28 protein-coding genes are annotated in these 25,106 nt (G+C 70.8%); 6 read left to right on the top strand and 22 right to left on the bottom strand.

The window, feature by feature from the left end:
• Positions 1 to 8: 8 nt before the first annotated feature.
• The 18 genes from VF092_21175 to VF092_21090 form a co-directional block, all read right to left on the bottom strand.
• Positions 9 to 401 carry a CPCC family cysteine-rich protein gene (locus VF092_21175; GenBank protein HEX6749818.1) on the bottom strand — a complete coding sequence of 131 codons (393 nt, stop codon included), beginning with the start codon at positions 399 to 401 and terminating at the stop codon, positions 9 to 11.
• 175 nt (positions 402 to 576) lie between these two features.
• Positions 577 to 1,185, bottom strand: coding sequence for a Maf family protein (locus tag VF092_21170; GenBank protein HEX6749817.1), 609 nt, complete (start codon positions 1,183 to 1,185; stop codon positions 577 to 579).
• A complete protein-coding gene (gene dtd, locus VF092_21165) occupies positions 1,186 to 1,623 on the bottom strand; it encodes a D-aminoacyl-tRNA deacylase (protein ID HEX6749816.1) in 438 nt (145 codons plus the stop codon).
• Between the two features lie 282 nt (positions 1,624 to 1,905).
• Positions 1,906 to 2,730, bottom strand: a complete 825-nt coding sequence (locus VF092_21160; GenBank protein ID HEX6749815.1) for a methyltransferase domain-containing protein — start codon at positions 2,728 to 2,730, stop codon at positions 1,906 to 1,908.
• Between the two features lie 298 nt (positions 2,731 to 3,028).
• Positions 3,029 to 4,783, bottom strand: coding sequence for a M28 family peptidase (locus VF092_21155; protein HEX6749814.1), 1,755 nt, complete (start codon positions 4,781 to 4,783; stop codon positions 3,029 to 3,031).
• 156 nt (positions 4,784 to 4,939) lie between these two features.
• The gene (locus VF092_21150; protein ID HEX6749813.1) at positions 4,940 to 6,583 is read right to left on the bottom strand and encodes a S41 family peptidase; all 1,644 of its coding nucleotides are present in this window, start codon (positions 6,581 to 6,583) and stop codon (positions 4,940 to 4,942) included.
• 305 nt (positions 6,584 to 6,888) lie between these two features.
• Entirely contained in the window at positions 6,889 to 7,260 is a 372-nt protein-coding gene (locus VF092_21145; GenBank protein ID HEX6749812.1) for a type II toxin-antitoxin system PemK/MazF family toxin, read from the bottom strand.
• Positions 7,260 to 7,469: a hypothetical protein gene (locus tag VF092_21140; GenBank protein ID HEX6749811.1), complete on the bottom strand. Its 210-nt coding sequence runs from the start codon at positions 7,467 to 7,469 to the stop codon at positions 7,260 to 7,262. Before VF092_21140 ends, VF092_21145 begins: the two co-directional genes overlap by 1 nt.
• 100 nt (positions 7,470 to 7,569) lie before the next feature.
• Positions 7,570 to 7,731: a hypothetical protein gene (locus VF092_21135; protein HEX6749810.1), complete on the bottom strand. Its 162-nt coding sequence runs from the start codon at positions 7,729 to 7,731 to the stop codon at positions 7,570 to 7,572.
• 212 nt (positions 7,732 to 7,943) lie between these two features.
• On the bottom strand, positions 7,944 to 8,489 hold the full coding sequence (locus tag VF092_21130) for a YetF domain-containing protein (protein ID HEX6749809.1): 546 nt from the start codon (positions 8,487 to 8,489) through the stop codon (positions 7,944 to 7,946).
• Positions 8,490 to 8,642: 153 nt separating this feature from the next.
• Positions 8,643 to 9,035 (bottom strand): c-type cytochrome, encoded by a 393-nt coding sequence (locus VF092_21125; protein ID HEX6749808.1) that lies wholly within the window; start codon positions 9,033 to 9,035, stop codon positions 8,643 to 8,645.
• A complete protein-coding gene (locus tag VF092_21120; GenBank protein HEX6749807.1) occupies positions 9,032 to 9,412 on the bottom strand; it encodes a hypothetical protein in 381 nt (126 codons plus the stop codon). The genes VF092_21125 and VF092_21120 overlap by 4 nt, the downstream gene beginning before the upstream one ends.
• Positions 9,412 to 10,023, bottom strand: coding sequence for a hypothetical protein (locus VF092_21115; GenBank protein ID HEX6749806.1), 612 nt, complete (start codon positions 10,021 to 10,023; stop codon positions 9,412 to 9,414). The genes VF092_21120 and VF092_21115 overlap by 1 nt, the downstream gene beginning before the upstream one ends.
• A complete protein-coding gene (ctaD, locus tag VF092_21110; GenBank protein HEX6749805.1) occupies positions 10,020 to 11,948 on the bottom strand; it encodes a cytochrome c oxidase subunit I in 1,929 nt (642 codons plus the stop codon). The genes VF092_21115 and ctaD overlap by 4 nt, the downstream gene beginning before the upstream one ends.
• 4 nt (positions 11,949 to 11,952) lie before the next feature.
• Positions 11,953 to 12,888, bottom strand: coding sequence for a cytochrome c oxidase subunit II (gene coxB / locus VF092_21105; GenBank protein ID HEX6749804.1), 936 nt, complete (start codon positions 12,886 to 12,888; stop codon positions 11,953 to 11,955).
• Positions 12,889 to 13,055: 167 nt separating this feature from the next.
• Entirely contained in the window at positions 13,056 to 13,625 is a 570-nt protein-coding gene (locus VF092_21100) for a cytochrome c (GenBank protein ID HEX6749803.1), read from the bottom strand.
• Positions 13,622 to 14,488, bottom strand: a complete 867-nt coding sequence (locus VF092_21095; protein ID HEX6749802.1) for a substrate-binding domain-containing protein — start codon at positions 14,486 to 14,488, stop codon at positions 13,622 to 13,624. The genes VF092_21100 and VF092_21095 overlap by 4 nt, the downstream gene beginning before the upstream one ends.
• 31 nt (positions 14,489 to 14,519) lie before the next feature.
• Positions 14,520 to 16,379, bottom strand: coding sequence for a methanol/ethanol family PQQ-dependent dehydrogenase (locus tag VF092_21090; GenBank protein HEX6749801.1), 1,860 nt, complete (start codon positions 16,377 to 16,379; stop codon positions 14,520 to 14,522).
• A gap of 447 nt (positions 16,380 to 16,826) precedes the next feature.
• Here VF092_21090 and VF092_21085 point away from each other — a divergent pair, with 447 nt between their 5' ends.
• The 6 genes from VF092_21085 to VF092_21060 all read left to right on the top strand — a co-directional run bounded on the left by VF092_21085 (position 16,827) and on the right by VF092_21060 (position 21,412).
• Complete coding sequence (locus VF092_21085; GenBank protein ID HEX6749800.1) at positions 16,827 to 17,696, top strand: formate/nitrite transporter family protein; 870 nt, start codon at positions 16,827 to 16,829, stop codon at positions 17,694 to 17,696.
• Between the two features lie 389 nt (positions 17,697 to 18,085).
• Positions 18,086 to 18,937 (top strand): ABC transporter substrate-binding protein, encoded by an 852-nt coding sequence (locus VF092_21080; protein ID HEX6749799.1) that lies wholly within the window; start codon positions 18,086 to 18,088, stop codon positions 18,935 to 18,937.
• 281 nt (positions 18,938 to 19,218) lie between these two features.
• Positions 19,219 to 20,199, top strand: coding sequence for a PQQ-dependent catabolism-associated beta-propeller protein (locus VF092_21075; protein HEX6749798.1), 981 nt, complete (start codon positions 19,219 to 19,221; stop codon positions 20,197 to 20,199).
• A 45-nt stretch (positions 20,200 to 20,244) separates the two neighbouring features.
• Positions 20,245 to 20,571 (top strand): hypothetical protein, encoded by a 327-nt coding sequence (locus tag VF092_21070; GenBank protein HEX6749797.1) that lies wholly within the window; start codon positions 20,245 to 20,247, stop codon positions 20,569 to 20,571.
• On the top strand, positions 20,559 to 20,918 hold the full coding sequence (locus VF092_21065; GenBank protein ID HEX6749796.1) for a hypothetical protein: 360 nt from the start codon (positions 20,559 to 20,561) through the stop codon (positions 20,916 to 20,918). The genes VF092_21070 and VF092_21065 overlap by 13 nt, the downstream gene beginning before the upstream one ends.
• 17 nt (positions 20,919 to 20,935) lie before the next feature.
• Positions 20,936 to 21,412 carry a cupin domain-containing protein gene (locus tag VF092_21060; protein HEX6749795.1) on the top strand — a complete coding sequence of 159 codons (477 nt, stop codon included), beginning with the start codon at positions 20,936 to 20,938 and terminating at the stop codon, positions 21,410 to 21,412.
• 108 nt (positions 21,413 to 21,520) lie between these two features.
• On the opposite strand, the gene VF092_21055 is transcribed toward VF092_21060, so the two are convergent.
• The 4 genes from VF092_21055 to VF092_21040 all read right to left on the bottom strand — a co-directional run bounded on the left by VF092_21055 (position 21,521) and on the right by VF092_21040 (position 24,366).
• Positions 21,521 to 22,150: a hypothetical protein gene (locus tag VF092_21055; GenBank protein HEX6749794.1), complete on the bottom strand. Its 630-nt coding sequence runs from the start codon at positions 22,148 to 22,150 to the stop codon at positions 21,521 to 21,523.
• Entirely contained in the window at positions 22,135 to 22,767 is a 633-nt protein-coding gene (locus tag VF092_21050; protein ID HEX6749793.1) for a hypothetical protein, read from the bottom strand. Before VF092_21050 ends, VF092_21055 begins: the two co-directional genes overlap by 16 nt.
• A gap of 119 nt (positions 22,768 to 22,886) precedes the next feature.
• Positions 22,887 to 23,714, bottom strand: a complete 828-nt coding sequence (locus VF092_21045; GenBank protein HEX6749792.1) for a PHP domain-containing protein — start codon at positions 23,712 to 23,714, stop codon at positions 22,887 to 22,889.
• Between the two features lie 73 nt (positions 23,715 to 23,787).
• Positions 23,788 to 24,366: a hypothetical protein gene (locus tag VF092_21040; GenBank protein ID HEX6749791.1), complete on the bottom strand. Its 579-nt coding sequence runs from the start codon at positions 24,364 to 24,366 to the stop codon at positions 23,788 to 23,790.
• Positions 24,367 to 25,106 lie beyond the last annotated feature (740 nt).

Raw genomic sequence — 25,106 nt, 5'->3', positions numbered from 1 at the left:
AGCCCGTTTCAGGTGGGTGATGGATCGCGCCGCAGCCGGAACGACGGACGCCAGTAGTAGAGCGCATCGAGATCGCGAGGCGCGCGGACGCCCTCCGGCGACTCGAAGTCCTCGAACCGGTCGCGCGCGGGATCGACCGGACGCCAGGCCGGGTCGCGTGGCGTGTCGCCGGGCGGGCGGCAGTGCGGCGCCAGGCGCTCCTCGCACGCGCCGAAGCGCTCGAAATTCGCCTGCGCCTCGCCGAGCGTCGTGTGGTTCGCGCCGCCGGCCAGCGTGGTGGCGAATTCCAGTTGCAGCGCGTCGTCCTCCCAGTAGCAGATCGGGCAGATGTCGTACGATCCCGGTGGCTCGGAGAAGACGAGATAGCCGCAGCAGGGGCAGGGATATGTGGCGTCAGCCATGATCTTCGACGGGCGCGTAAACGCGCGGCTGGAACATTGAGAAGCCTGCTACGCAGGCTGCGAGCCGGACATCGCGGTCGATGCCGAGGACCGCGCCGTCATGAAGCCTCGCGCAGTTTGCGAGGCTTTCCAATGTTCCAGCCGCGGGTTCACCCGCCTGTCCGGATGCCAGCCGCTACGCCCGCTCGAGCGTCCCGAAGCCGTACCGCCAGCCGAAGCGCTCGATCAGCGTGAGCATGCGGACGACGGGAAGGCCCATCACCGCGAAGTAGTCGCCCTCGATGCTCTCGACGATGGCGCTGCCGAAGCCCTGGATGCCGTACGCGCCGGCCTTGTCCATCGGCTCGCCCGTCGCGACGTACTCCTCGCACGCGCGGCGGTCGAGCGCGCGGAAGCGCACGCGCACGCGCTCCAGCCCGCTCTCCACGCGCCCGTCCATCGCCACGGCGATTCCGGTGCACACCTCGTGGTCGCGGCCGGAGAGCCGCATCAGCATCTCCACCGCCTTGTCGCGGTCGCGCGGCTTGCCCAGTACCGCGCCGTCGATCACCACGATGGTGTCGGAGCCGACGACGAGCGCGTGCGGGTGCGTCCGCGCGATCGTCTCCGCCTTCTCGCGCGAGAGGCGCTCGGCGTGCTCGGGCGGCATCTCGCCCTCGCGGTAGCTCTCGTCGATGTCGGCAGGCACGATGTCGAAGTCGAGCCCCAGCCGCGCGATCAGCTCCGCCCGCCGCGGAGACTGCGAGGCCAGCACGATGGGGGGCGGGGTGTTGGGATCCGTCATCTACCGTTCCAGGATCAGCGTCACGGGGCCGTCGTTCACCAGTTCCACGTCCATCATCGCGCCGAACGCGCCGGTGGCCACGGGGCGGCCGGTGGCGCGCAGCATCTCCACGAACCGCTCGTACAGGGGGATGGCGATCTCCGGCCGGGCCGCGTCGATGAAGCTCGGCCGGTTCCCCTTGCGCGCGTCGCCGTAGAGGGTGAACTGGCTGACGACCAGGATGCCGCCGCCGGCATCCTCCACCGAGCGGTTCATCTTTCCCTCGTCGTCGGGGAAGATGCGGAGCTGCACGAGCTTCTTCGCCATCCACGCGAGCGCTTCGTCCGTGTCGCCCTCGGTGAAGCCGGCGAGCAGGAGCAGCCCGCCCCCGATCTCGCCGGTCACGCGGCCGTCCACCGTCACCTTCGCGCGCGAGACGCGCTGCAGCACGATACGCATGGCGGGAGAAGAGAACCGGCGCCGGATGCGTACGCAATCCCGACGCCCGTGTATGCGTGCCGTTCAGTGGGAATTCATCGGCGCAGGCGGAAAGCGCTCGTGCCGCCGCAGTTGCCCCCTCCCCCCGACCCCCTCCCCCGCTGCGCGGGAGCGGGGGAGAACTCAGCGCGGCTGTCGAGTACCGCGCTGAGGTCTCCCCTCCCCCATCCCTCCCCCCTCGTGGGGGAGGGGCCGGGGGTGGGGGGAAGATCGGCGACGCCACGCCAATCTCCGTCGCCCGCGCTATCGCTTCACCCCGATGACTGTCGCCTGGATGGGGGTGGAGAAGAAGGCGGCGGGGTCGCGCTCGCGCTTGGCCCAGGCGGCGTCGAACGCGTCGGCGTCGGCCTGGGTGATGAAGCCGCCGCGGACCAGGATCGGCAGGAAGTTGCTGTAGAAGGTGCGCGGCCACTGCCAGAGCGGGTCGCCCGGCCGCGCGGGGCGCACGCAGGGCTCGATGTGCACCACGTCGAGCCCTGCGTCGATCATCATCCGGGGCACGCGCCGGCACACGTCGCCGTCGCCGCCGGTGGCGCGCCACGACGCCTCCATCGCCGCGAACACGCGGTCGAACGCGGGGTCGCCGGGGCTCATCGCCAGCCCGCCGTACTTCATGTAGTCCCACACCACGAACGCGGCGCCGGGCCTCAGCGCCGTGGCCACGCGCCGCACCACCGCCGCCGGGTCGCCCACGAAGCAAAGCACCCACCGCGCGTACGCGCCGTCGAACGACTCCGCGGGAAGATCGTCGGCGGTGAGGTCCAGCACCTCGGCGGTGACGTTGCGCGCGCCGAGTGCCGCGGCCCGCGCGCGGAGGTGCGCCACGAAGCGCGCGGACACGTCCACGCCGTGCACGCGCCCCGCGGGTCCGACGAGCCGCGCCAGGTCGAGCGTCGCATACCCCGGCCCGCATCCGACGTCCAGCAGCGTCTGCCCGGGCCCGAAGCCCGCGCGCGTCCACGCCGAAGCCGCCTCGCCCGCCCAGAGCTGGTGCTGGAACCCGAGCCGCGCCAGCTCGTCGTCGTCCGTCCCCAGCAGGTACTCGCGTTCCTCCGCCACGCCGGCCATCTCTCTCTTGAGTCGTGATCCGAAATCCCGCGCGCATTCCACGGGATTGGACGGGCGGGTAAACCCGCGGCTGGAACATTGGGAAGCCTGCTGCGCAGGCTGGCGATCGTGCGGTGCGAGCCTCGCGCGGTTTGCGAGGCTTCCCAATGTTCCAGCCGCGCCTTCAGGCGCCCGTGCGAAAATGTGAGGGGATGATACGAATCGCCCCGGCGGCCGGAAACTCCAGCCGCCGGGGCGAATCGAATCCCCGGGAATCAGTTCGTGCTGTCCTCTGTCCCCTATCCCCTAGCCCCTGCGGTTACTGCGAGCAGTCCCCGTGCGGATCGGGCTTCGGCTTGTCGACCACCAGCCGGTCGGGGCGGTTGGCGATGTGCTCCGCCACGTCGGCCACGAACCGCGACACCTGCACCAGCTTGTCGTAGTCTATGTACTCCGGCTCATCGGTGAGCATGTGGTAGTCCTGGTGCCCGCCGGTGGTGAAGAAGGTGATCGGGATCCCCCAGCGCGCGTAGTTGTAGTGGTCGCTCCGGCAGTAGATGTTGGCCGGGTGGCGGTTGGCGTCGAGCGCGTAGTCGAAGGCCAGCCCGTGGTTCCCCGTGCGGTTCACCTCCTCCACCAGGTCGCCCAGCTGCGTCGACAGCCGCCGCGAGCCCACCAGCTGCACGTAGCCGGGGCCGCCGTGCAGGGTCACGCTGTCCTTGCTGGCCCCCGTCTCGTCGGTGGCCGCGCCGCGCCCGATCATGTCCATGTTCAGCTGGGCCACGATCGAGTCGCGCACGATCCCGCCCGACGGGTGCTCGGTGAACCACTGCGAGCCCAGCAGCCCCTTCTCCTCGCCCGTGTGCCAGACGAAGAGCACCGAGCGCTTCGGCCGGTGCGCCGCCAGGTACTCGGCGATCTCCAGCACGCCCGTGGTCCCCGACGCGTCGTCGTCGGCGCCGTTGAAGATGGAGTCGCGGCGGACGCCGCCGTGCGCGCGGCGCAGCGAGTCGGTGCGCGCGCGGATCTGCGCCTCCTGCGCCGGCGTGGCGCGCGCCGCCTCGCCCTCGAGCCCGCCGCGGCGAAGGACGCCGTTGAACACGCGCAGCGAGTCGTGGTCCAGCGCCTCGGGCGCGGTGCCCACGTGGTCGTTGTGCGCGCCGATGGCCACGTACTGCCCGCGCAGCCGCGGGTCGGTCCCGCGCAGCACGGCCACCACGTTGCGCGCCGGGAAGGCCGACGGCGTGTCGGCGAACCAGACGGTGCCGCTCACCGTGCGCCCCGCGTCGCCCACCGCGGCGGCGGAGAGCGGCTTGCCCAGCAGCCGCTCGGCCGCGGCCACGGTCACCAGGAGGCCGGCGGGCGAGGCGGCGTGGCGCCGCGGCGCGGCCGGGTCCACCAGCGCCTCCTGCGGCTCGGCCAGGAAGCCGCGGATGTTCTCCGGCACCGCGTCGAGCGCGGCGATCACCACGCCGGCCGACGAGGCATAGCGGTCGAACGAGCCGCCGGTCCAGAACCGCCAGCTGCGCGCGCCGTTCACCTGCGCGGCGTCGAACACCACCAGCTTCCCCGCCGCCTGCGCGGGGTTGATCAGGTTCAGCGTCCCCAGCCGCCCGCCGTACACCACCTGCACGTTGCTCGCGCGCAGGCTGTCGCCGAACGAGAACACGCTCTCGATGGTGGGGATGGCGATGAAGTCCTCGCCCAGCCGCAGCGGCGAGCCGTTGATCGACAGCGCCGACGCGGGATCCACGCCCTTGCGGCGCAGGGGGATGGTCTGGAAGAAGGTGCCGTTCTCGCCCGCCGGTTCCAGCCCCATGCGGCGCGCCTCGCGGGCGATGTAGTCGGTGCCCTTCACGTTGCCGGCGGTGCCCGCCTCGCGCCCCATCATCGAGTCGTCGGCCAGCACGTACACCCGCGTCATGGCGTCGGCGGGGGTGATGGCGGAGGTGGTGGGCTGCGGCGCGCGCTTCAGCGGCAGCTCGCCGCGGGGCGCCTGGGCCAGCGCCGGCGCGGCGGCGGCCAGCGAGAGTGCCGCGGCCAGCGCGCCGGCGGAGCGTACGTGCGTTCTCACGGTCTGCGGACGTTTCACGGGGTTGAAAGGACGGGAACGGCGCGTACGGCCGTTCCCGGTGGAGAAACCGGTCGCGCGCCCGCCGGGCGGGAACGCGCACTCCGAATGCACGAGCACCCTCTCCCGCGGATCGGGGAGAGGGTGCTCGCCAGGCGATCAGGCGCCCGTGTGGCCGGCCTCGGGAGCCGGGGTGGCGCGGGCCGCGGCGGCGGCGTGCGCCAGCGCCTCGGCCTGCGTGCTGGCGCCGTGCAGCACGGTGATGGCGGTCTGCAGCTGCTTGTCGCGCCCGATGCCGCGGCGGAACGAGGCCGAGTCGCCGAACGCCAGCGAGGCCACGCGCCCCTCGAGCATCCGGTCGAGGACCGTGGCCCCCGCGTCCCACGTCCGGCGGTCCACGCGCAGCCCCTCGCGCTCCAGCCGGCGGTACAGCTCCTCGCGCCACGCGGCGGGCACGGTGAAGTCCGGCCGCACCGTGCCCTTCAGCTCCAGCGTGTACTGGCTCAGCACCTGGTTGGTCGCCGTCGCCCGGGTGGAGAGGGCGCGCAGCAGCGCCCGCTCGGGCCCGGAAAGCGTGTCCTCCTTCACCACCACGTCGGGGGTGATGCCGCCGCCGCCGTACACGGGCCGCCCCGCGTCGCTGTGGAACACCGGCCGCGCGCGCAGCGCCGAGTCGCTGGGCGGCAGCGTGTCCTCGGGCGCGAAGGTGCCGTCGGGGTTTACCTTGCGCGGGCGCTGGATGCTGCGGCCGCTGGGGGTGAACCACTTGCCGGTGGTCAGCTTCATCGCCCACCCGCCTTCCAGCGGGAAGAGGTCCTGCACCAGCCCCTTGCCGAAGGAGGTCGTCCCCACCACCACCGCGCGGTCGTGGTCCTGCAGCGAGCCCGCCACGATCTCCGACGCCGACGCGGTCCCCTCGTCGGTCATCACCACGATCGGCTCGCGGGTCAGCAGCGGCTGGTCCTCGGCGTGGTAGACCTCAGTGGGGACGTTGCGGTACACCACGCGCAGGATCTCGTCGCCCTTCTCCAGGAACAGGTTGGAGATGCGGATGGACTGCTCCAGGCTGCCGCCGCCGTTGCCGCGCAGGTCGATCACGAACGCGCGGGCGCCCTGCGCGCGCAGGCCCTCGATGGCCCGCGCCAGCTCCTCGCCCGAGCTCTCGCTGAAGCGGTCGAGGGGGACGTAGCCCACGTTGTCGGGCAGCATCAGCGCGTAGGGCACCACGGGAACGTGGACCACCGCCCGCCGCGCCTCGATGCGGATCGGCTGGTCGACGCCGTGGCGGACGAGGGTCGCGCGGACGGTGGTGCCCTGCGGCCCCAGCAGCCTGGACGTGACCTTGTCGAGCGCGATGCCGGTGACCTTCTGCCCGTCGACCTCCACGATGCGGTCGCCCACCTGCACGCCGGCGCCCTCGGCGGGGGTGCGCGGGTAGACGCGCATCACCGTGGCGGTGTCGCGCACCAGCTCCACCAGCATCCCCATCCCGCCGTAGCCGTTGCGCAGGTTCTCGCGCTGGAACTCGGCCAGCTCCTGCGGCGAGTACAGCTCGGCGTACGGGTCGCCGATGCGGCGCAGGAGGCCGCGGGCGGCCAGCGCGTACAGGCTGTCCTCGGGCACCGAGTCCACGCCGAAGGCGGCCACGCGGGTGAGCACCTGCTGGAAGAGCTGGCCGTTCTCGGAGATGGCGCTCTGCAGCATGAAGCCGCCCACCACCACCGGCAGCACCAGCGCCGCCAGCGCGGCGCGCTTCACCCGCCTGCGGGGTGCGGTTTTCGGAGCCGTGTTGCGATCGTGCATCGAGTCCTTCCGTGAGCGCGCCGCGGCGCGGCGGCGCAGGCTCGTCCCAGCGGACGAGCGTTCCATCGCCCGTCCGGCCGCGGGTCATCGGCCGGTGAAGGGGGTCCGCGGGCTTACCCCGAAGCGGCACGGGAAGATCCGCGCCGCCGGCCTGCACGGGAACGCGCAGCCCCCGCCGCCTCTGACAATCCGCGAGGAGCACGGACCGCGCCGCGGCCGGGAGATTGGACGTGCTGCGGGGTGATCTGGTTTCCGGGCGGGACGAACTTCGAGTGGAGATGTTCGAGCAGCGATGGCGAGGATCGTCAGCGGCGGCGCCTCCGCCGTCGGGGACGGATCACGAGCAGGAACGAGAGGATGGAGGAGATCGTCTCGAGCGTTTGCGCGGAAACGCTTCCTAGTCTGCGCTCCATTCGTGCGTGCGCGACGGTGCGAATCTGGTCACAAAGCGCAAAGCTCATAGATCGTAATCCACCTTCCGGTGGCACGACAGGGACGCGAAAGCTATGGGCGCGAATCTTCGTGGTCAGCGGAAGCACCACCGCCAGGTCGCTGGAGCCGTGGTTCATCGCGTCGTCGGAAACAACCAGCACCGGCCGCACTCCATCCTGCTCGTGGCCACGTACGGGCCGGAGATCGGCGAACCAGACTTCTCCGCGTGAGGGCCGCACGCGCATCAGTCGAGCTCGGCGAGATCGTCCGGCGACACCAGCATCGGGTCCCACGATGCTCGCTCGCGAAGCTCCTCCTTCCACGCGTCGGGATCGGCTCGCAACCCGTCGTACGCGGCGTTGTAATCCTCGAAAAACCGCCGACGCTCGAGCTCCCACTCCCGCAGCTGGTTGGGCGCACGGAGACGTGTGATCCCCCCCGTACGCGGATGCACGCGCTGCCTGCGAGATCGGCTCCTCATGAATTTCCACTGGTCGAGGGTGGCGGTGATGGATGCCCGACAACAAAAGACCCCAGGATGCGCGGTGACCGATTCAGGAGGAAGAACCTTGCGCCTCTCGGGCCCGAAGACGCCTGCGCTCCCGCTCTTCCCAGTATTCCTGCGAAACCAGGAGCAGATCGATCGAGGCGCACTCCTCCATCCAGTCGGCCCAGGCGACTGGATCGGCCCGCAGGCGCTCGTAGGCTTCGCGCATGCCTCGGGCGAACTCGGAGTTCCGCTCGGACGGATCGTACGGCCTGCGCACAGGAGAGCGCCGCACCGCGTCTCCCCGTCCCGTTGTCACGACCCGTTTGTTCATCTCTGCAGCACCCCGGTTCGAAAGGCGTGCAGGGAGCATAAAGCATCCGCCCTCAACCGTCAACTCCGTCCAATTCAGGCCAGCGGCGGATCAGGTTAGGCGAAAAATCAGTCGGTGGTCTCCAGGTCGCGGGGGTAGCCGGCGACGTCCACCATCACGTTGCGGCAGAGCGCGCCGCCCTCCTCGATCACGCTGAACACCCCGTCGGTCTCCAGCACCACGGCGTGCGCGTGGTCGAGCGACGACAGCCCCGCCATGCGCACGGCGGCGCGAACCTCCTGCTTCGTCACCCGGTGCGCCTTCATCACCGTCTCGATGCACTGGCCGCGGTAGAGGAGGAGCGTGGGCTCGCCGTTCACCCACTTCTCCACCCGGTGCGAGTGCGCCGTGGCCCACGAGATCAGGTGCTGCACCGCCACCAGGACGAAAAGCGCCGCCAGCCCGTCGGCCAGGTCCAGGTCCGGCGTGGTGATGACGTTGGCCAGCGTGGAGCCGATGGCCACCACGACGACGAAATCGAAGATGTTCATCTTCGAGATCGCGCGCTTGCCGCTGAGCCGCAGGAGGACGACGAGCGTGGCGTACGAGATCAGGCCCACCAGGAGCGTACGCCCCAGCGGGCCGAAGCCGTGGAAGAAGATCGATCCGTCCATGCCCGCCGAGGCGCGGCAAGCCACGGGCCGCATTGGTCGAGGGGGGCAGACCCGATGATCTCACGCGGAGACGCGGAGACGCGGAGGCGCGGAAGCGCGTCGCCGCCCCTCCGCGCCTCCGCGCGTACATGTCCGCCGAACGTGGCCGGCGCGTCAGTGCGCGAGCGTGTAGAGGTAGGCGGCGATATCGCGGGCCTGGCGCTCGGTGACGCCGGTCCTGGGCATCGCGGTGGACGAATCCACCCGCTGCGGGTCCTGGATCCAGGCGATCAGGTTGTCGGGCTTGTTCTCCGTCACCCCGCCGACGAAGAGGCGCGCGGCCACGTTGTCCAGCGGCGGCCCCACCCGCCCCCGCGCGCCGGGAACGCCGGGGACCACGTGGCATCCCCCGCAGCCGTAGAGCTCCATCCACCGCCGCCCCATCCCCGGCCGCCCGCCGTGGGTGAGCTGCATCGCCTGCGCGTCGTCCACGCGCGCGCGGGTCTCGCACGCGGCGGCCAGCGCGAGCGCGGCCAGGCAGGCCAGGCGGAGGCGGCGCGCGCTCATGCGGAGCAGGGGCTGAAGAGGACGGTGGCCAGCCACATCGCCAGCACGATCAGCGCGAAGAACGGGTTCGCGACCATCCCCGTGAACGCCATGAAGCGCGCGCGGTGCTCGGGCCCGGGGCGCTCGTCCGGCTCGCTCTTCCCCAGCCGTGCCCACTCTCGCCGGCAGAACACCCACATCCCCGCGATCAGCAGCAGCGCGGCGAGATGGACGACGTGCACGAAGACGCTGTTCTGCCGCGCGCAGGCGTCCGGCACCAGCGCGTAGGCGACCCACTGGTTCGCCAGGACGACGACCGGGCCGCCCACCAGCGACGTCCACAGCGCCACCGTCGCCGCCGAGGGCGGGGTCGAGTGCTCGGCGCGCTCCACCGGCATCACATCACCCGCGGGAGGAGGAACACGATGGCGTAGAGCGGAAACCACGACAGGCACATGAAATACCAGTACATGCACAGGTCCGCCGTGTCGGGGAAGTGCTTCTCTTCCCACCGCCCTGTCCACGCGATCAGGCCGAACACCGCCAGCTCGCCGATCTCCGCCGCCAGCAGGGTGCCGTCCACCAGCAGGATGAGCCACGCCGACGAGCCGTACGCGTTGGCGTCCCACCGCACGTGCAGCTGGTGCAGGGCGATCCAGCGCAGCACGGCGAAGGTGACGTTGAACGCGACGCCCACCAGCAGCCACAGGCGCACCGCGCGCAGGTCCTTCCGCTCCGCCGCCCGCGCCAGGATGGCGATGGGGACGAAGCTCACCAGCATCAGCACCACCTCCGCCGTCGCGGCCGTCAGCCCGGGGACGGCCACGCGGGGGGGCGGCAGCGCCTGCCAGTTGCGGCGGAGATAGAGGTACGTCCCCGCGCACATCGCCAGCGTCGTCGCCTCGATGAACATGAAGGCGACCGTGCCCCACCAGACCACGTTGCGGTAGCCGAAGGTCACGTCCGGCAGCCCGGACACGTCGATCGAGGCCTGGCGCCGCGTGCTCATCGCCCCGCCTCCGCGTCCAGCCGCCACGCCCTGTCCGGATGCCGCGGCCACGCCCAGGCGAACAGCGCCAGCCCCAGCGGGATGGCGCCGATCCACAGCGCCTGGAAGGTGAACACCAGCAGGATCAGCAGGAACCCCGTCGCCAGCGCGGCGAAGAAGGGCACCGGCGTGGGCCCGGGCGACTCCTGCCGGTTGTCCGGCTCCGCGTCCATCACGGTGGTCACCAGCACCTCGCGGCGCGTCTCGTTCAGCCCGACGACGACGGGGCGGTCGGGGGTCATCGACCAGAGCGCGGCGCGGCCCTGCACGATGGGGATGCGCGCGTGGTTGTACGGCGGCGGCGGACTGGGAATCGCCCACTCCAGCGTGTCGGCGCCCCAGGGGTCGTCCCCCGCCGGCGCGCCGAAGCGCCAGCTGGCGGCGAGGTTGTAGAGGAAGACGATCACCCCCGCGGCGATGACGAACGCGCCGATGGTCGAGAGGAGATTGAGGCCCCCCCACCCCTGGCCGGGGAGGTAGGTGTAGACCCGCCGCGTCATCCCCATCAGCCCCAGGAAGTGCATGGGGAAGAAGGTCACGTTCACGCCGGTGAAGACGAGCCAGAACCCGATCTTCCCCAGCCGCTCGCTCGTCAATCGCCCCGTGACCTTGGGGAACCAGTAGGTGATGGCGCCCAGCAGGGGGAAGACGGCCCCGCCGATCAGCACGTAGTGGAAGTGGGCGACGATGAAGAAGGTGTCGTGCACCTGCAGGTCGAAGGGCACCGAGGCGATCATCACCCCCGTGAGCCCGCCGATGACGAAGATGACGATGAAGCCGAGGGCGTACAGCAGCGGCGTCTGGAAGCGCGGCTTCCCCAGCCAGAGGGTGGCGATCCAGCAGAAGATCTGCACCCCGCTGGGGATGGCGATCATCATGCTGGCCGCGGTGAAGAAGCTCTGCCCCAGCTGCGGGATGGGGGTGGCGAACATGTGGTGCACCCACAGCCCGAACGCGATGAAACCGGTGGCGATGAGCGAGAGCACCATGGCCACGTAGCCGAACACCGGCCGCCGGGTGAAGGTGGTGACGATGGAGGAGACGAACCCCAGGCCGGGGATGAAGATGATGTAGACCTCGGGGTGCCCGAAGAACCAGAACATGTGCTGCCAGAGGAGCGGGTCGCCCCCCTCGGCGGGGTTGAAGAAGTGCGTCCCCACCAGCCGGTCCATCGCCAGCAGGAAGGTGCTGGCCACGGCCACGGCGGGCATGGCGAAGATCACCATGAAGGCGACCACCACCATCGACCAGACGTAGAGCGGGAGCCGGTTGAGGCTCATCCCCGGCGCGCGCTGCTTGAAGACGGTGACGACGATCTCGATGGCGGCGATCAGCGCGGCGATCTCGGTGAAGGTCACCATCTGCGCCCAGGTGTCCACGCGCTTCCCCGGCGAGAACTCGGGGCCGGCCAGGGGGACGTAGGCGAACCACCCCACGTCCGTCCCGGTGTTCAGGAGGAACTGGACGTAGATGAACGACGCGCCGATCAGGTAGACCCAGTAGCCGTACGCGTTCAGCCGGGGAAAGGCCACGTCGCGCGTCCCCACCATCTGCGGGACGAGGTAGATCCCCCAGGCCAGCATCACCGGCACCGCGAACAGGAACATCATCGTGGTGCCATGCATGGTGAAGAACTGGTCGTAGCGGTCGGGCCCCAGGAAGCCGTTCTCCGGCCGGGCGAGCTGGACGCGCATCGCCAGCGCCTCCAGGCCGGCCAGGAGGAAGAAGACCAGCGCGGTGGCGATGTAGCGCTTGCCGATGCGCTTGTGGTCGACGGTGATGAGCCATCCCCACAGGCCCGGCGGCTCGCGCCACGAGCGCTCCAGGGCGGCCAGGTCGGCGGAATCGTCGCGATCCGCGATCACGTCGGCTTCGACGGACGCCATCGGCCTAGCGGAGGCTCTGGAGGTACGCGAGCAGCGCCTGAAGCTCGTCGGGGCGCATGTCGTTGGGCGGCATCTTGGCCCCGGGCTTGATCCCCTGCGGGTCCATCACCCATCCCCCCAGCCACCCGCGGTTGTTGGGGATGGTTCCCGCGGCGAGGGTCCGCCGCGTGGCGAGGTGCGTCAGGTCCGGCCCCACCCGCCCGCCCGCGTCGGTGCCGCGGATGGTGTGGCAGAGCACGCAGCCGTGGCTCATGAACACGTTCTTTCCGGTGCTCTGCGTGGTGTCGGTGGGCGGCATGTTGTCGGCGAGCTGCGCGTCGTACCAGCGCGCGAACTCCGCGGGCGGCTCGGCGACCACGAGGAGCGCCATCTTCGCGTGCTGGTGGCCGCAGAACTCGGCGCACTGGCCGCGGAACACGCCGGGCCGGTCGGCGCGCAGCCACATCGTGCTGCTGTAGCCGGGGATCATGTCCTTCTTCCCCGCCAGGTTGGGCACCCAGAAGGAGTGGATCACGTCCGAGCTGGTCATCTTCACCACCACCGTGCGGCCCACGGGGATGTGGATCTCGTTGGCGGTGGAGAGGCTGCGGCTGCTCAGCGAGTCGTTGTACGTGACCTCCCACCACCACTGGTGCCCGATCAGGGTGATCTGCAGCGGCCGCCCGCTCTCCGGCGTCACCGCGTACGCGCGGCCGGTGAGATAGCTCGCCACCAGCGTCGCCAGGAGGATGGCGAGGGTGATCCCCGTGGCGACGACGATCGTGCGCCGCGCCCTTCCCTCCCCCGCCTCGCTCACGTCGGGTGCGTCGCGCCGCCGCCCGCGCACCAGCGCCATCGCCAGCGCGACCATCACCGCGGCGAAGACGGCGGTGGAGGCGATCCACATGTACGTCCACAGCCCGAAGATGCTGTCCGCCTGCGGCCCCGCCGGGTTCAGCATGGTCTGCCGTGGCGAGCCTGCGCAGGCGGCGAGGGAGAGGAGTGCGAGAGTGCGAAAGTGCGAAAGTGCGAGGGTGCGAGGGTGCGAGGGTGCGAAAGCACGGGCGCGCGCGAACGCACGCCCCGCACGAAAACGCATCGCACTTTCGCACTTTCGCACTTTCGCACTCATGGAAAGACCGTCGACGGGGGCTGGCCGCCGTAGGGCTTCGGCGGCATCACCTCGGTGCCCTGCTCCTGCTTCTTCCCCTGCATGTGGTCCTGCCGGCCGGGCGCCACGTCCTTCCTGATCTGGCCCGACATGGAGAGCACGTAGGCGGTGATCTTCCAGATCTGGTCGCTCGACAGCCGCGAGCCCCAGGCGGGCATCCCGTTGGGGCGGCCCTCCTCGATGGACTGGTAGATGTTCTCCGGCTGCGCGCCGTAGATCCACTTGTCGTCCATCAGCGGCGGCCCGATCCCCCCGCCGCCGTGGAAGTGGCATCCCACGCAGTTCATCTGGTTGTACAGGCTCTCGCCCTCGCTGACGGCGTAGGCGTTGGTCAGGTACGCGCTGCGCGCCTGCACCTCGGGCTGCGGCGGGCCGGGGACGAAGCCGCCCGACGTCTGCACCACCGATCCCGGCGTGGCCGAGGGCGGCACCTCGCGGAAGTGGCGGTCCTCGCGCTGGCACGCGGCCAGCGTGATCGCCATCGCCCCCACGGCGAGGCGTGCCCCGCGCGGACCCGGTCTCCTCACCTCCGCCTCCCTTCCACGCGGGGCACGCCGTACTCGCTGAGGATGCGGTCGATCTCCGCCCGCCGGCGGGTGATGACGTCATCCAGGCGCGTGCGCAGCGTGTCGCCGCGGCGCGTGCCCATGGAGATGTCCCACACGAACGGCAGGAACGGCGGATCGATCTGCGGCTCCACCGGCGCGATCTCCATCTCCACCCCCTCCCGCCCGGCGAAGTAGCCCGCCAGCGGCCCCCAGGCGATGGCCACGTCGACCTCCCCGCGCGCGACCGCGTCGATGATCCCGGCGGGGGGATTGGGGCGCGCGTAGTCGCCGTAGAGGGTGTAGCCGCGGAGGTTGCCGACCACGCCGCGGCGGGCGAGCGCGTGCACCGGCGGCGTGTTGAAGCCGTCGTCGCCCACGATCTGCACGCCGATCTTCAGGGTCTTGAGACGGGGATCGTCGAACGAGCGCAGGTGCAGCCCGCGGTCCTTGCGGGCGATGAAGACGTACGACGAGCGGTAATAGGGCCGGGTCGGCTCCACCAGCTCGAACGACGCGGGGACGCCGATCACCACGTCGCACTTTCCCGCGCGGATGGTCTCGCGGAAGAAGCCGCGGCGCTGCGGCCACCAGGTGTAGCTCACCCGCGCGCCCAGGTCGCGCGCCACCAGCTCGGCGATGCGGTTCTCGAACCCCTGTCCCGCGCGGTTGGAGAACGGGAGGTTGTTGGGATCGGCGCAGACGCGGAGCTCCCGCGCGGGGGTGGCGTCGGCGCGGGCGCAGGCGGCCAGCAGCAGAAGTGCGAAAGTGCGAGAGTGCGAGAGTGCGAAAGCGAATCGCGAGCGCGCACGCCGGCCGGCGGCGCGACGAGCCCACTTTCGCACCTTCGCACCCTCGCACTCTCGCACCATCCGTTCAAAGCGAGAACACATACAGCATCCCGCCCTTGGTCGAGTACTGCGGCAGGTCCTTCATCGCGTTGACGAAGCCCAGCGCGCCGGTGCTGTCGCGCGGGTCCAGCCCGCCGGCGACGATGGCGCCCGCCCACCCGCCGACGCCGGAGAGGATCGCGACGTACTGCTTGCCGTCGGGCCCGCGGTAGGTGATCGGCTGGCCGATGATCCCCGAGCCGCACTTGAACTGCCAGAGGAGCCGGCCGCTGCGCGCGTCCACCGCCTTGAACCACCCGTCCATCGTCCCGTAGAACACCACGTCGCCCGCGGTCGCCAGCGCGCCGCTCCAGACGGGAAGGTTCTCCTTATCCTGCCAGGCGATGCGGCCGCGGACGGGGTCCCACGCGGTCAGCGCGCCGCGATAGCCGCCGTGGCCCGCGTACATCTTCACGTTGGCGCCAACGAAGGGAGTTCCGGCGATGTAGCTGGCCTCGACCCCCTCGAAGTCCATGCACAGGTTCTGGTGCGGCAGGTACAGCAGCCCCGTGCGCGGCGAGAAGGCGCTCGGCTGCCAGTCCTTGGCGCCGGGCGCGGCGGGGCAGATGTCGCGCACCACCTTCCCCGTCTCGGGGTGCAGCGCCGTGTTCTCGATCGGCCGCCCCGTCTTCAGGTCCACCCCCAGCGTGCTGGTCACGTGCACGAACGGGTTGGCGGAGAGCACCTGCCCGGTCGTGCGGTCGAGCACGTAGACGTAGCCGTTGCGCTCGGGGCGGACGAGCGCGCGCACCGTGCGCCCGCCGATGGGAAGGTCGAGGAGGAGCTGCTCGTTGATCCCGTCGTAGTCCCACAGGTCGTGCGGGCTCCACTGGTAGAACCAGCGCGCGTGCCCGTTGTCGGGGTTCCGCGCGAAGATCCCCGCCGTCCACTTGTTGTCGCCCGGGCGCTGGTCGGCGTTCCAGGGGCCGGGGTTGGCCGTGCCGTGGTAGATCAGGTTCAGCGCGGGGTCGTAGCTGATCCATCCCCACATCGTCCCCCCGCCGATCTTCCACGCGTCGGGCGGCCAGGTGGTGACGCCCAGGTCCTTTCCCTGGTCGGACTGGTAGAACGGCTTGAACTCGGGGCCGATCAGCACCTCGGCGTCGGGCCCCGTGTTGTACGCGCGCCAGGCGAGGGTGCCGTCGGAGAGGTTGAGCGCCGTCACCCAGCCGCGCACGCCGAACTCGCCGCCGCTGTTGCCCACCAGCACCTTGTCCTTCACCACCAGCGGCGCCATGGTCAGCGACTCGCCCTTGTTGTAGTCGGCGACGCGCGCCTTCCACACCTCCTGCCCGGTGTTGGCGTCGACGGCCACCGTGTGCCCGTCGAGCACGTTGTAGACGATCTTCCCGTCCGCGTACATCGCCCCGCGGTTCACCAGGTCGCAGCAGGCCACCCCCTGCGCGGCGCTGGCGGGCTTGGGGTCGTAGCTCCACTTCACCGGCGCGCCGGGCTTCGTCAGGTCCAGCGCGTAGAGGAGGTTGGGGAAGGGCGTCACCACGTACAGGGTGTTGTTCACCACCAGCGGCGCGGCCTCGTGGCCGCGGACCACGCCGGTGCTGAAGGTCCACGCCAGCTTGAGGTTGGGAACGTTCTGCGCGTTGATCTGCGCCAGCCGGCTGTAGCGGGTGCTGGCGTAGTCGTGGGCGGGCATGGTCCACTGCCCGTCCTCGGTCGTGTCGGTGATGGCGCTGGCCAGCGGCTCGGAGCGCCCGCCGAACCGCGGCGCGGTGCCCGTGTTGCGGTTTTCCTTGCCGTCGCATGCCGCCGTCAGCAGCAGCGCCGCCGCGGCCAGCCGCAAGGGTGGATTGAGGATCGAGGGACGCACCAGTTCGCCCAGCCTCACGAGGGTTGAGACGCTGCCTTCGCGTTCGGCGCCCGCGGCGGGACGGGAGCTCGTCACGTGGCGATGGGTGGGCGCCATGCGTCCACCGCGCACACCACGCCTTCGCGCCGCGGCTTATGCATAAGGTGTTCCATCCGTCCATCACATCCGTTTCAGGAGATTGGACGAAGATTTAGCAAGGATTGTAGCGATGCGATCCAATCTCCGGCCTCCACAATGTCTTGCGATTGGAAGCGTCCCGCGGTGGCGGATCCGGGGCGCGTCGAAGATCCGAGGAGGTCTCACGCGGAGACGCGGAGGCGCGGAGAACTCAGCGCCGGGGTTGGTCCTCCGCGTCTCCGCGGCTCCGCGTGAGATCTTCATCGCCCGTGCGCCGCACCGGGTCTGCGAATTGCGACCCGTCGGCGCGAGTCGATTCGTGGACCCACCTCATCCGGGCGCCGCCGCGTGGCCGAATCTCCCGAACAGCGCGAAGACGAAGACCGCCCGGAACGCGCGCCCGAGCTGAAGCCGCGCGAGCGGGAGAAGGCCGACGAGGAAGAGTCGCTGAGCGCCGACATCACCCACGAGGTGATCCGCCGAGAGGGCCAGGAGGAGCTCAAGCGCTCGACCGCGGCGCTGGCGTGGAGCGGACTGGCGGCGGGGCTGGCGATGGGGTTCTCCTTCGTCGCTGAAGGGATCATCCGGAGCCACCTTCCCGCAGGCGTGGCGTGGACGCCGCTGGTGGCCAAGCTCGGATATCCGTTCGGGTTCCTGATCGTGATCCTCGGCAGCCAGCAGCTCTTCACCGAGAACACGCTCACGGTGATCGTACCGCTCCTCGCGGACCGCACGCGCGAGATGTTCGGCCACGTGGCGCGGCTGTGGAGCGTGGTGCTGGTGACGAACCTCGTCGGCGCGCTGCTTTTCGCGCTCGTCTTGGCGAAGACGGAGTTGTTCAGGCCGGAGATCCATCACGCTTTCCGCGAGATCGCGGCGAAGGCGGTGGAGAGCGGCTTCTGGCTGACGGTGCTGAAGGGCGTGTTCGCCGGGTGGCTGATCGCGCTGCTGGTGTGGATGCTCCCCGCCGCGGAGACGTCGCACGTGCTGGTGATCATCGCCATCACCTGGCTGGTGGGCGTGGGCGAGTTCTCGCACATCATCGCGGGCGCCGCCGAGGTGTTCTACCTGGGATGGACGGGCACGCTGGGATGGGGCGGCGTGCTGGGCCGCTTCATCGTCCCCACGCTGATCGGCAACGTGCTGGGCGGGGTAACGCTCGTCTCCGCGCTCAACCACGCGCAGGTCACCGCGGGCGGCGGCAAGCCGCATGGATGAGGGAGATCGCGATCACGCGGTCGATGTAATCCCGAGGGCGGCGGGAAGCCGCACGGGTGAAGAGTAGAAGGAGATCGCGACCCGTTCGATGTCATCCTGAGGGCGGCGCCGCGCCGAACCTGCGTTCGCGCAATCGGTTGGCGCCGCCCGAAGGATCTTGCCGCGTCCGCGGAGATGCTGGTGCGACGCACGGACATCGAGGCGGCGTCGAGTAGATCCTTCGGGCGCGCAGCCATCCTGCAGGACGAAACCGGCGTGCGTGCGCCCTCAGGATGACATCTCTGGCGACCGGCAGATAGCTCCAATCGACCATCTCCACCGAGCCAAGGATGAGGCGCCACCGGCGTTCTGCTACGCTCCTGATGTTTCTCGCGGCCCCGTTCCTGCGTATGCCGGCCGCGTCCGCGCAGCAGCCGAACGGCGACACGCTGCGGATCGGGCTCGTGCTTCCCGACTCCGCCGCGCGCACGCCGGCCATGGCGAGCGCCGCGCGCGGGGTGGTGATGGGGGCGGAGGAGGCCGCGCGCTCGGCGGCGCTCTTCGGCCGCACGGTGCGGCTGGTGGAGGGCGCGGACGCGGCGCGGCTGGTCGGCGAGGGCCGCGTGCTGGCGCTGCTGGGCGGCTTCGGCGACGCGGAGTGCCGCGCGCTGGGCGGGCTGGCGCAGGCGCGCGGGGTGGTCTTCGTCGACTTGGGGTGCGCTGGGGATGCGCTGCGCGGCCGCGAGTGCCGCCGCGCGAGCTTCCACGTCGCCCCCAGCGCGGCGATGCGCGCGGTCGCTTCGGCACTGGCGGGGGTGGCGGGCGGTGGGGTGGAGATGTGGGACACGCGGCTGGAGCGGTTCGGCGCGGACCAGCTCAACCAGCGGTTCCGCGCGCGGTTCGGCGAGGGTATGGACTCCCAGGGGTGGGCGGGGTGGTTCGCGGTGAAGATGCTCTGGGAGTCCGCCCTCCGCGCGCGTTCGGCCGAGCCGGCGGCGCTGCTGCGGTATCTTGAATCCGACGCGGCGCAGTTCGACGGGCACAAGGGGCGCCCGCTCTCCTTCCGCCCCTGGGACCACCAGCTTCGCCAGCCGCTCTACGTCGCCGCGCCGTCCGCGGACGCGCCCGTCGAGGTGCCGCGCGCGCAGCCCGGCGCCGACGAGTCGTCGCGCGAGGTGCTGGACCGCCTCGGCACGCCGCGGGAGAAGTCGGAGTGCCGGATGGGTGAGGCTCGTCCCGGCGATCGGTTGAGGGGCGAATAAATTCGCGGCAACAACCACACGAAGTCCGCCTTCGCGGACTACACGCGTCGGTGCAGACGCGGCATCGGCGCTCGCAACAGGTATCCGCGAGACGCGCTCGAAGTAGCCGCGAGCGCAGCGAGCCCCCGTCCCTCCCCCAGTCGGTTTTGGGGGAGGGACAGCCGCGAAGCGGCAGGGAGAGGGCCTCCGCGCCGGCGCCACTCCTGGATGTGACTCGTCGAGCCTCGTCGGGACCATTCATCCACCCGCCGCCCCACCGCAGCGCCGACCTCATCGCCCGCATGCGATCCACCGCTCTCGCGCTCCTCATCTCCCTCGTCTCGTCCCCCGCGCTCGCGCAGCAGCGGGCGGCGCTGGCGTTCGTGAGCAACGAGGGGTCGCGCGACATCAGCGTGATCGATACGCGCACCAACCGCGTCGTGGCCACCATCCCCGTGGGCGTGCGGCCGCGCGGCATCCAGGCGAGCCCCGACGGGCGGCGCGTGTACGTGGCGCTCAGCGACGAGCATCCCAACGCCACCAGCCGCGGCGACGCCATCGCCGTGATTGACGTGGCCACGCGGCGGGTGGTCGCGCGCTACGCCGCGGGCAGCGACCCGGAGCAGTTCGCCGTCACCCCCGACGGCGCGCGGCTCTATGCCTCCAACGAGGACGCGGGGACGGCGTCGGCGACCGACCTGCGCACCGGGCGCGTGCTGGCGACGCTCGTGGTCGGCATCGAGCCCGAGGGCGTGGCGGCGAGCCCCGACGGGCGCTGGATCTACGTCACCGCGGAGACGAGCAACACCGTCTCGGTGATCGACGCGCGCGCCAACCGCGTGGTGACCAACATCCTGGCCGACCTGCGCCCGCGCGCCGCCGCCTTCTCGCCCGACGGAGCGCGCGCGTACGTGACCAACGAGGTCAGCGGCACGCTGATGGTGGTGGACACGCGCACGCACCAGGTGCTCCGCAGCGTCGAGCTCGAGCGCGGCGAGGGGAAGCCGGTGGGCGTCGTGGTGTCGCCCGACGGGGCGCGCGTGTACGTTGCCAACGGGGCCGCGTCGGCGGTCACCGTGCTGGACGCGCGCACGCTGCGCCAGGTCGCGCGCATCCCCGTGGGCCGGCGGCCGTGGGGGATCGCGCTCACCCGCGACGGGCGGCGCCTCTACGCCGCCTGCGGCCTGGCCAACGAGGTGCACGTGATCGACACCGCCACGAACCGCGTCGTCGCGCGCGTCCCCGTCGGCAACCGGCCATGGGGCGTGGCCATCGCGCGGTAGACGTGATCTCCAGGTGATCGCAATCCCCATCCTGTTTGCCGGATCATGGAGACCAGCGCGGAGAGTCCCAGCGCGCGCTTCCGCGTGAACGGCGTCTTCTCCCTCCGCAGCCGCTCGATCTTCGTCGTCCACGGCGAGATCACCGAAGGCACGGTGCGCATCGGGCAGCGCGTCCTCTCCCCCGAAGCGCTCGACGCGCCGGTGCACGCGCTCGAGTTCGTGCTGGTGAGCGCCACGACGGGCCAGGACGACCTCGCGCTCGTCTTCCGCTTTCCCGACGAGGAGACGCTCGCGCGCTGGACGGCGGCGGTGGAGGTGGGGATGGAGATCGTGCTGGAGGACCGAGACGGGGCCCACGAATGCCGAAGCTGACGTGCATCTGCGGATATGAGATCGTCCTGCACGGGATCCCGTGCCCGGCGGAGTTCGCGCTCGTGCCGGACGTGCTGAAAGAGCCGATCGTCGACAAGCTCGTGGCCGCGCACGCGACGCGCGGTGACTTCGAGACGCGCGCCTACCTGGCGCTGTCGCACACCGAGACGCCCGGCATCCTGCAGGCGATCGAATGCCGCAACTGCTTCTGCCTGGCCATCTTCGCGCGCGCGTCGGACCGCACGGTGGCCTATTGGTACGCGCGCGAAAGCGGCGGCGAGGGCGGCGGCGATCCGACCGAGGCGCTGGCCTCGCTCACCGAGCGGCTGCGCGACGGGAAGCGCTGAAGATTCGTGGAGATACGATGACGACGAGCAACGCGGGCACCGTCTCCATCCGCAACTTCCGCGGCGAGATCCGCGTGCGGGCGGAGGACACCGGTGGCGGCGCGACGATCGTGGAGCACACGCTGCCGCCGGGCTACATCGCCATGCCGCTGCACACGCACCAGCGCGAGACGGAGACGACGTACGTGCTGGAGGGGACGCTCTGGGTGCAGGTCGGCAAGCGCGTGACGAAGCTCGGCGCCGGCCAGACAATCGTGAAGCCCGCCGGCGTGCCGCACACGTATTGGAACGAGGGTCGGCATGACGCGCGCTTCCTCGACCTCGTCACCCCCGGCGGGCTGGAGCCGTGGTACGAGGAGGTCGCCGCGATCATCCCCGTCCGCGGCGAGGTGCAGATCGAGCGCGTGCTGGAGGTGTCACGGCGCTACGGTCTGGAGTTCGACATGGACAGCCTGATGGACATCATGTCGCGCCACGAGGTCGTCCTCGCCTGAGCCCGAAAGACTTGGCTCACGCAGAGGAGCAGAGGCAGCGGAGGAAAACCCTCTGCTGCCTCTGTTTCTCTGCGTGAGCCAGGTCTTTTCAGGGATGGGAGATGACGATCAGGTACCCGCCCGATCTCCATCGTCGGCCAACGCACGTGGCGACCAGACGAGCCGAGTCGCCAGCGCCCAGCAGCAGACGGCGAGGAAGCCCAGCAGCTCGCCTGCGGGCTTGACGGGCCGCCAGTCGGCGAAGATGCGGCGCGCGCCCTCGGCCAGGTCGCCCAGCCCGAACGCCGTCCCCTGCGCCGGCCCGATGCGCGTCCACAGCACGGGGATGACAGAGTAGCGCACCAGCGCCAGGATCACCGCCAGGCTGGCCAGGCTCGCCACCAGCCGCCGCGGCGATCCGGCGGAGAACACGCTCCACGCCGTGATCGCGATCCCCGTCACCACCACCCACTGCACCAGCCCCGGTGGCGGAAAGAGGAACCCCAGCACCTGCGCGGTCGCCACCGTCCCGTAGACCACCGCCGCCCAGCCGGGGACGCCCACCGGCGCCGCCCACGCGCCGCGCAGCACCAGCAGGTACGCCATCAGCAGCGCGAACAGCCCCTCGACGATGCCGAACACGCGGTACTCCACGCCGTTCTCCACCGGCGCCACGCCGGCCAGCACGGCGGCGGCCAGGAAGAGCAGCGCCGCGGCCACGGCGCGCTGCGCGGGCGTGCGGATCACGGCGCGAGCCATTCCAGCGGCCCGGTGCGCAGCTGCCGGCGGATGCGCGCGTCGATGTCCGCCGCGCGCCGCTGCGTGGCCGGCGCGAGCCGCACCTGCCGGAGCGGCTGCAGCGTGGCCAGCGACTCGTTCAACACCTGCGTGTCGTCGGCGCGGTACCAGGGGCGCGCGCCGGAGGCCAGCATCAGCTCCGCGCGGTCGAGGATCACGTTCGCCCAAAGCTCCGTCGCGGTGCGTACCTGCGTGGTGTCTCCCGCGCGCTCGCGCGCGGCCAGCGCCTCCTCGGCGGCTTCCGCGTACCGCGCCAGCGCGCCCGACGTGTCGCCCGCGGCCCGCGCGCGCTGAGCCGCATCCACCCGTTCGCGGGCGCGGGACACGCGCGGCGTGAACGCATCCGGCCGCACCGCCACCACCGCCGCGCTCCCCACCTCCGCGGCGCTCTGCGGGCTCGCGCGGTAGAGCAGGATCGCCAGCACCGTCAGAATCCCCAGCAGCACCAGCCCCGGGATCACGTACGGATCCCGCACCCCGCCCGCATCTCCCGCTACCAATGAAGATGGCGGTGGAGATGGAGACGGCGGCGCGGGCGCCGGGATCGTAGGATCGGGAGATGCGGATGCGTCGGCCACGCAAATCTCGCCGGGTGAACGGATGCCTGGGTTGGAGTCCGCGAAGGCGGACTTTCCAATGTTCCAGCGGTGGGTTTCAACCCACCGACAAGATGGGCGACGAAGAAAAGGCCCGGCGTTCAGCCGAGCCCTCGCGAATCCAGCAACTCCCGGACCTCTTCCGAGCGCACCGCCCAGTCCCCCAGGCGCCCGCGGTGCGGCCCGTGCCAGTCGGACCCGCCGGTGCGGAAGAGGCCCATCTCCCGCGCCACCTTGTCGAAAAGCATCGACTCCACCGGCGGCGTGTTGGGGCGGAAGCACTCGATCCCGTTCAATCCCCACGACGCGAAGTTGCGCACCTCGCGGTCGAACACCTCGAGCTCGGGGTGCGCCCACACCGCGATCCCCCCGGCCGCGTGGATGATGTCGATGGCGTCGCGCACGCCCGGGAAGGGCGTCTCCACGAACGCGCTGCCGCCGTCCTTGAGGTACAGGTCGAAGGCCTCGCCCACGCTGCGGGTGTGCCCGGCCTGCTGCAGCGCGCGCGCCAGGTGCGGCCGCCCCAGCGTGCTGGCCTCGGGGCCCGCGACGCGCAGGACGTCCTCGTAGCGCACGCCCACACCCAGGTCCTGCAGCCGTCTCACCATCTCCTGCATGCGGTCGGCGCGGCGCCCCGAAGCCGACGCCTGGTGGTCGCGCAGCGACTCCGCGCCGGGGTCCACGAAGTAGCCGAGGACGTGGATCTCGTGGTCGCCGTGCTTGCTGCTCAGCTCCACGCCGGAAATCACGGAAATCGGCTGCCCGCGCGCCGCGGCCAGCGCCTCGCTCACCCCCGCCACCGTGTCGTGGTCGGTGATGGCGATCACGTCCAGACGCCCCTTCACCGCGGCGTTCACCACCGCCGCCGGCGCCAGCTGCCCGTCGGAGGCGTGCGTGTGGATGTGCAGGTCGACTCGCTTCAAATTCATCAGTTTACATTGCAATGGAACGCGGCCCGCCGCCATGGGCGGCGGACCCGGATCAGTCGGAAATGTGCGTGGTTCAGCGGCGCCAGGCCAGCCCGATCCCCCAGTCGGCGCCGTCGCCCAGGTTCACGCCCACGCGCAGGCTGAGGCTGGGCGAGAAATCGAAGTCGGCGCCGATGTCGGCCAGCACGTCGAGCTCGGCGTCGCCGTCGTCGGACAGCGCCGAGACCACCGCCACGCGCGGGTGGATGTAGGGGGTGATGGCCAGCCCCGGCTCGGCGAAGGTGTGGCCGAAGGCGACGCCCACCTGCCCGCCGATGCCGCTGACGTCGCCGAACGCGCCCTGCGCGCCGAAGGTGAGCGCCAGGTCGATGGGTGCCGTCTGCAGGTTCAGCGGCTGCCTCCAGTCAGCACCCACCAGAACGTCGCCGTCGCCCACGTCGGCGAAGCCCAGCCGCAGCCCCAGGTCGCCCGTGCCGAAGCCGCGGCGCCAGATCCCCTCCACCGCCAGGTCGCCCGGGCCGTCGCTCAGGTAGATGCCGATGTCGCTCCCCCGGCGCGTGGACTGGAACGTGGGCGTGAACACCTGCGCGGCGGCAGGCACGGCCGACAGGAGCGCCGCCGCGGCGGCGCATGCGTACGCGAGCTTCTTCATCCCCTCATCCCTGGATTGCGGTCCGCAACGAAAGCCCCGCCCGGCCAGCACGGCCCGGCGAGGCACCGCGTTCCACCCGGTTACAAGTTTCAGACCAGCATTTCCCTTGCGCCGGCTGCCACCAAAGCGCGCAGCAGACGCCGGAACGCCGCCCCCCGGCCGGATCTCGCCCGGCTGCTGTACCTCGTTGCAACGCCCATGGTTCCGTCGGATTGTAGCAGAGACGTGCGATGGAGATCTTCTGACCCGCACGCAGCTCCCCCCGCCCCACCGCGTCCACCCGCCAGGACGGCAGCGTGCCATCGTGGCGGGACGGCGCTGGATCTATCTGGGGACGGGCGGCTGAAGCCGCGGCTGGAACATTGGAAAGCCTCGCAAAGTGCGCGAGGCTTCACTCAACTGCAGGCGGATGGTATGTCGGCGCTGAAGGTTTGATCACGCGCGGCAGCCGCGGCCGCAGCCTGCGCAGCAGGCTTCCCAATGTTCCAGCCGTGGGTTTACCCGCCCGTCCGGATCTCACCTCGCGCACCGTCGACGCGATGGGACTCGGAGCTTCGTGCCGCAAAGGTGAGGCGGCCGTCCCCGCGGATCTCCACAAGTAATACTAAATCCTGGTGAAGTGTTGCCGTAGGATGTATCATACGTATCCGAGTTCACGTCGTTTATTTCCTCGAAAAACGGAGGACGCGATGGGAGCCCGGCTGAAGGTCCAACCGCACCTGACGCAGGACGAGATCCGG

It is taken from the genome of Longimicrobium sp. (assembly GCA_036377595.1).
Lineage (GTDB): Bacteria > Gemmatimonadota > Gemmatimonadetes > Longimicrobiales > Longimicrobiaceae > Longimicrobium.
The sequence above is the reverse complement of the archived record's forward strand: the minus strand, read 5'-3'. Positions and strand labels throughout refer to the sequence as shown.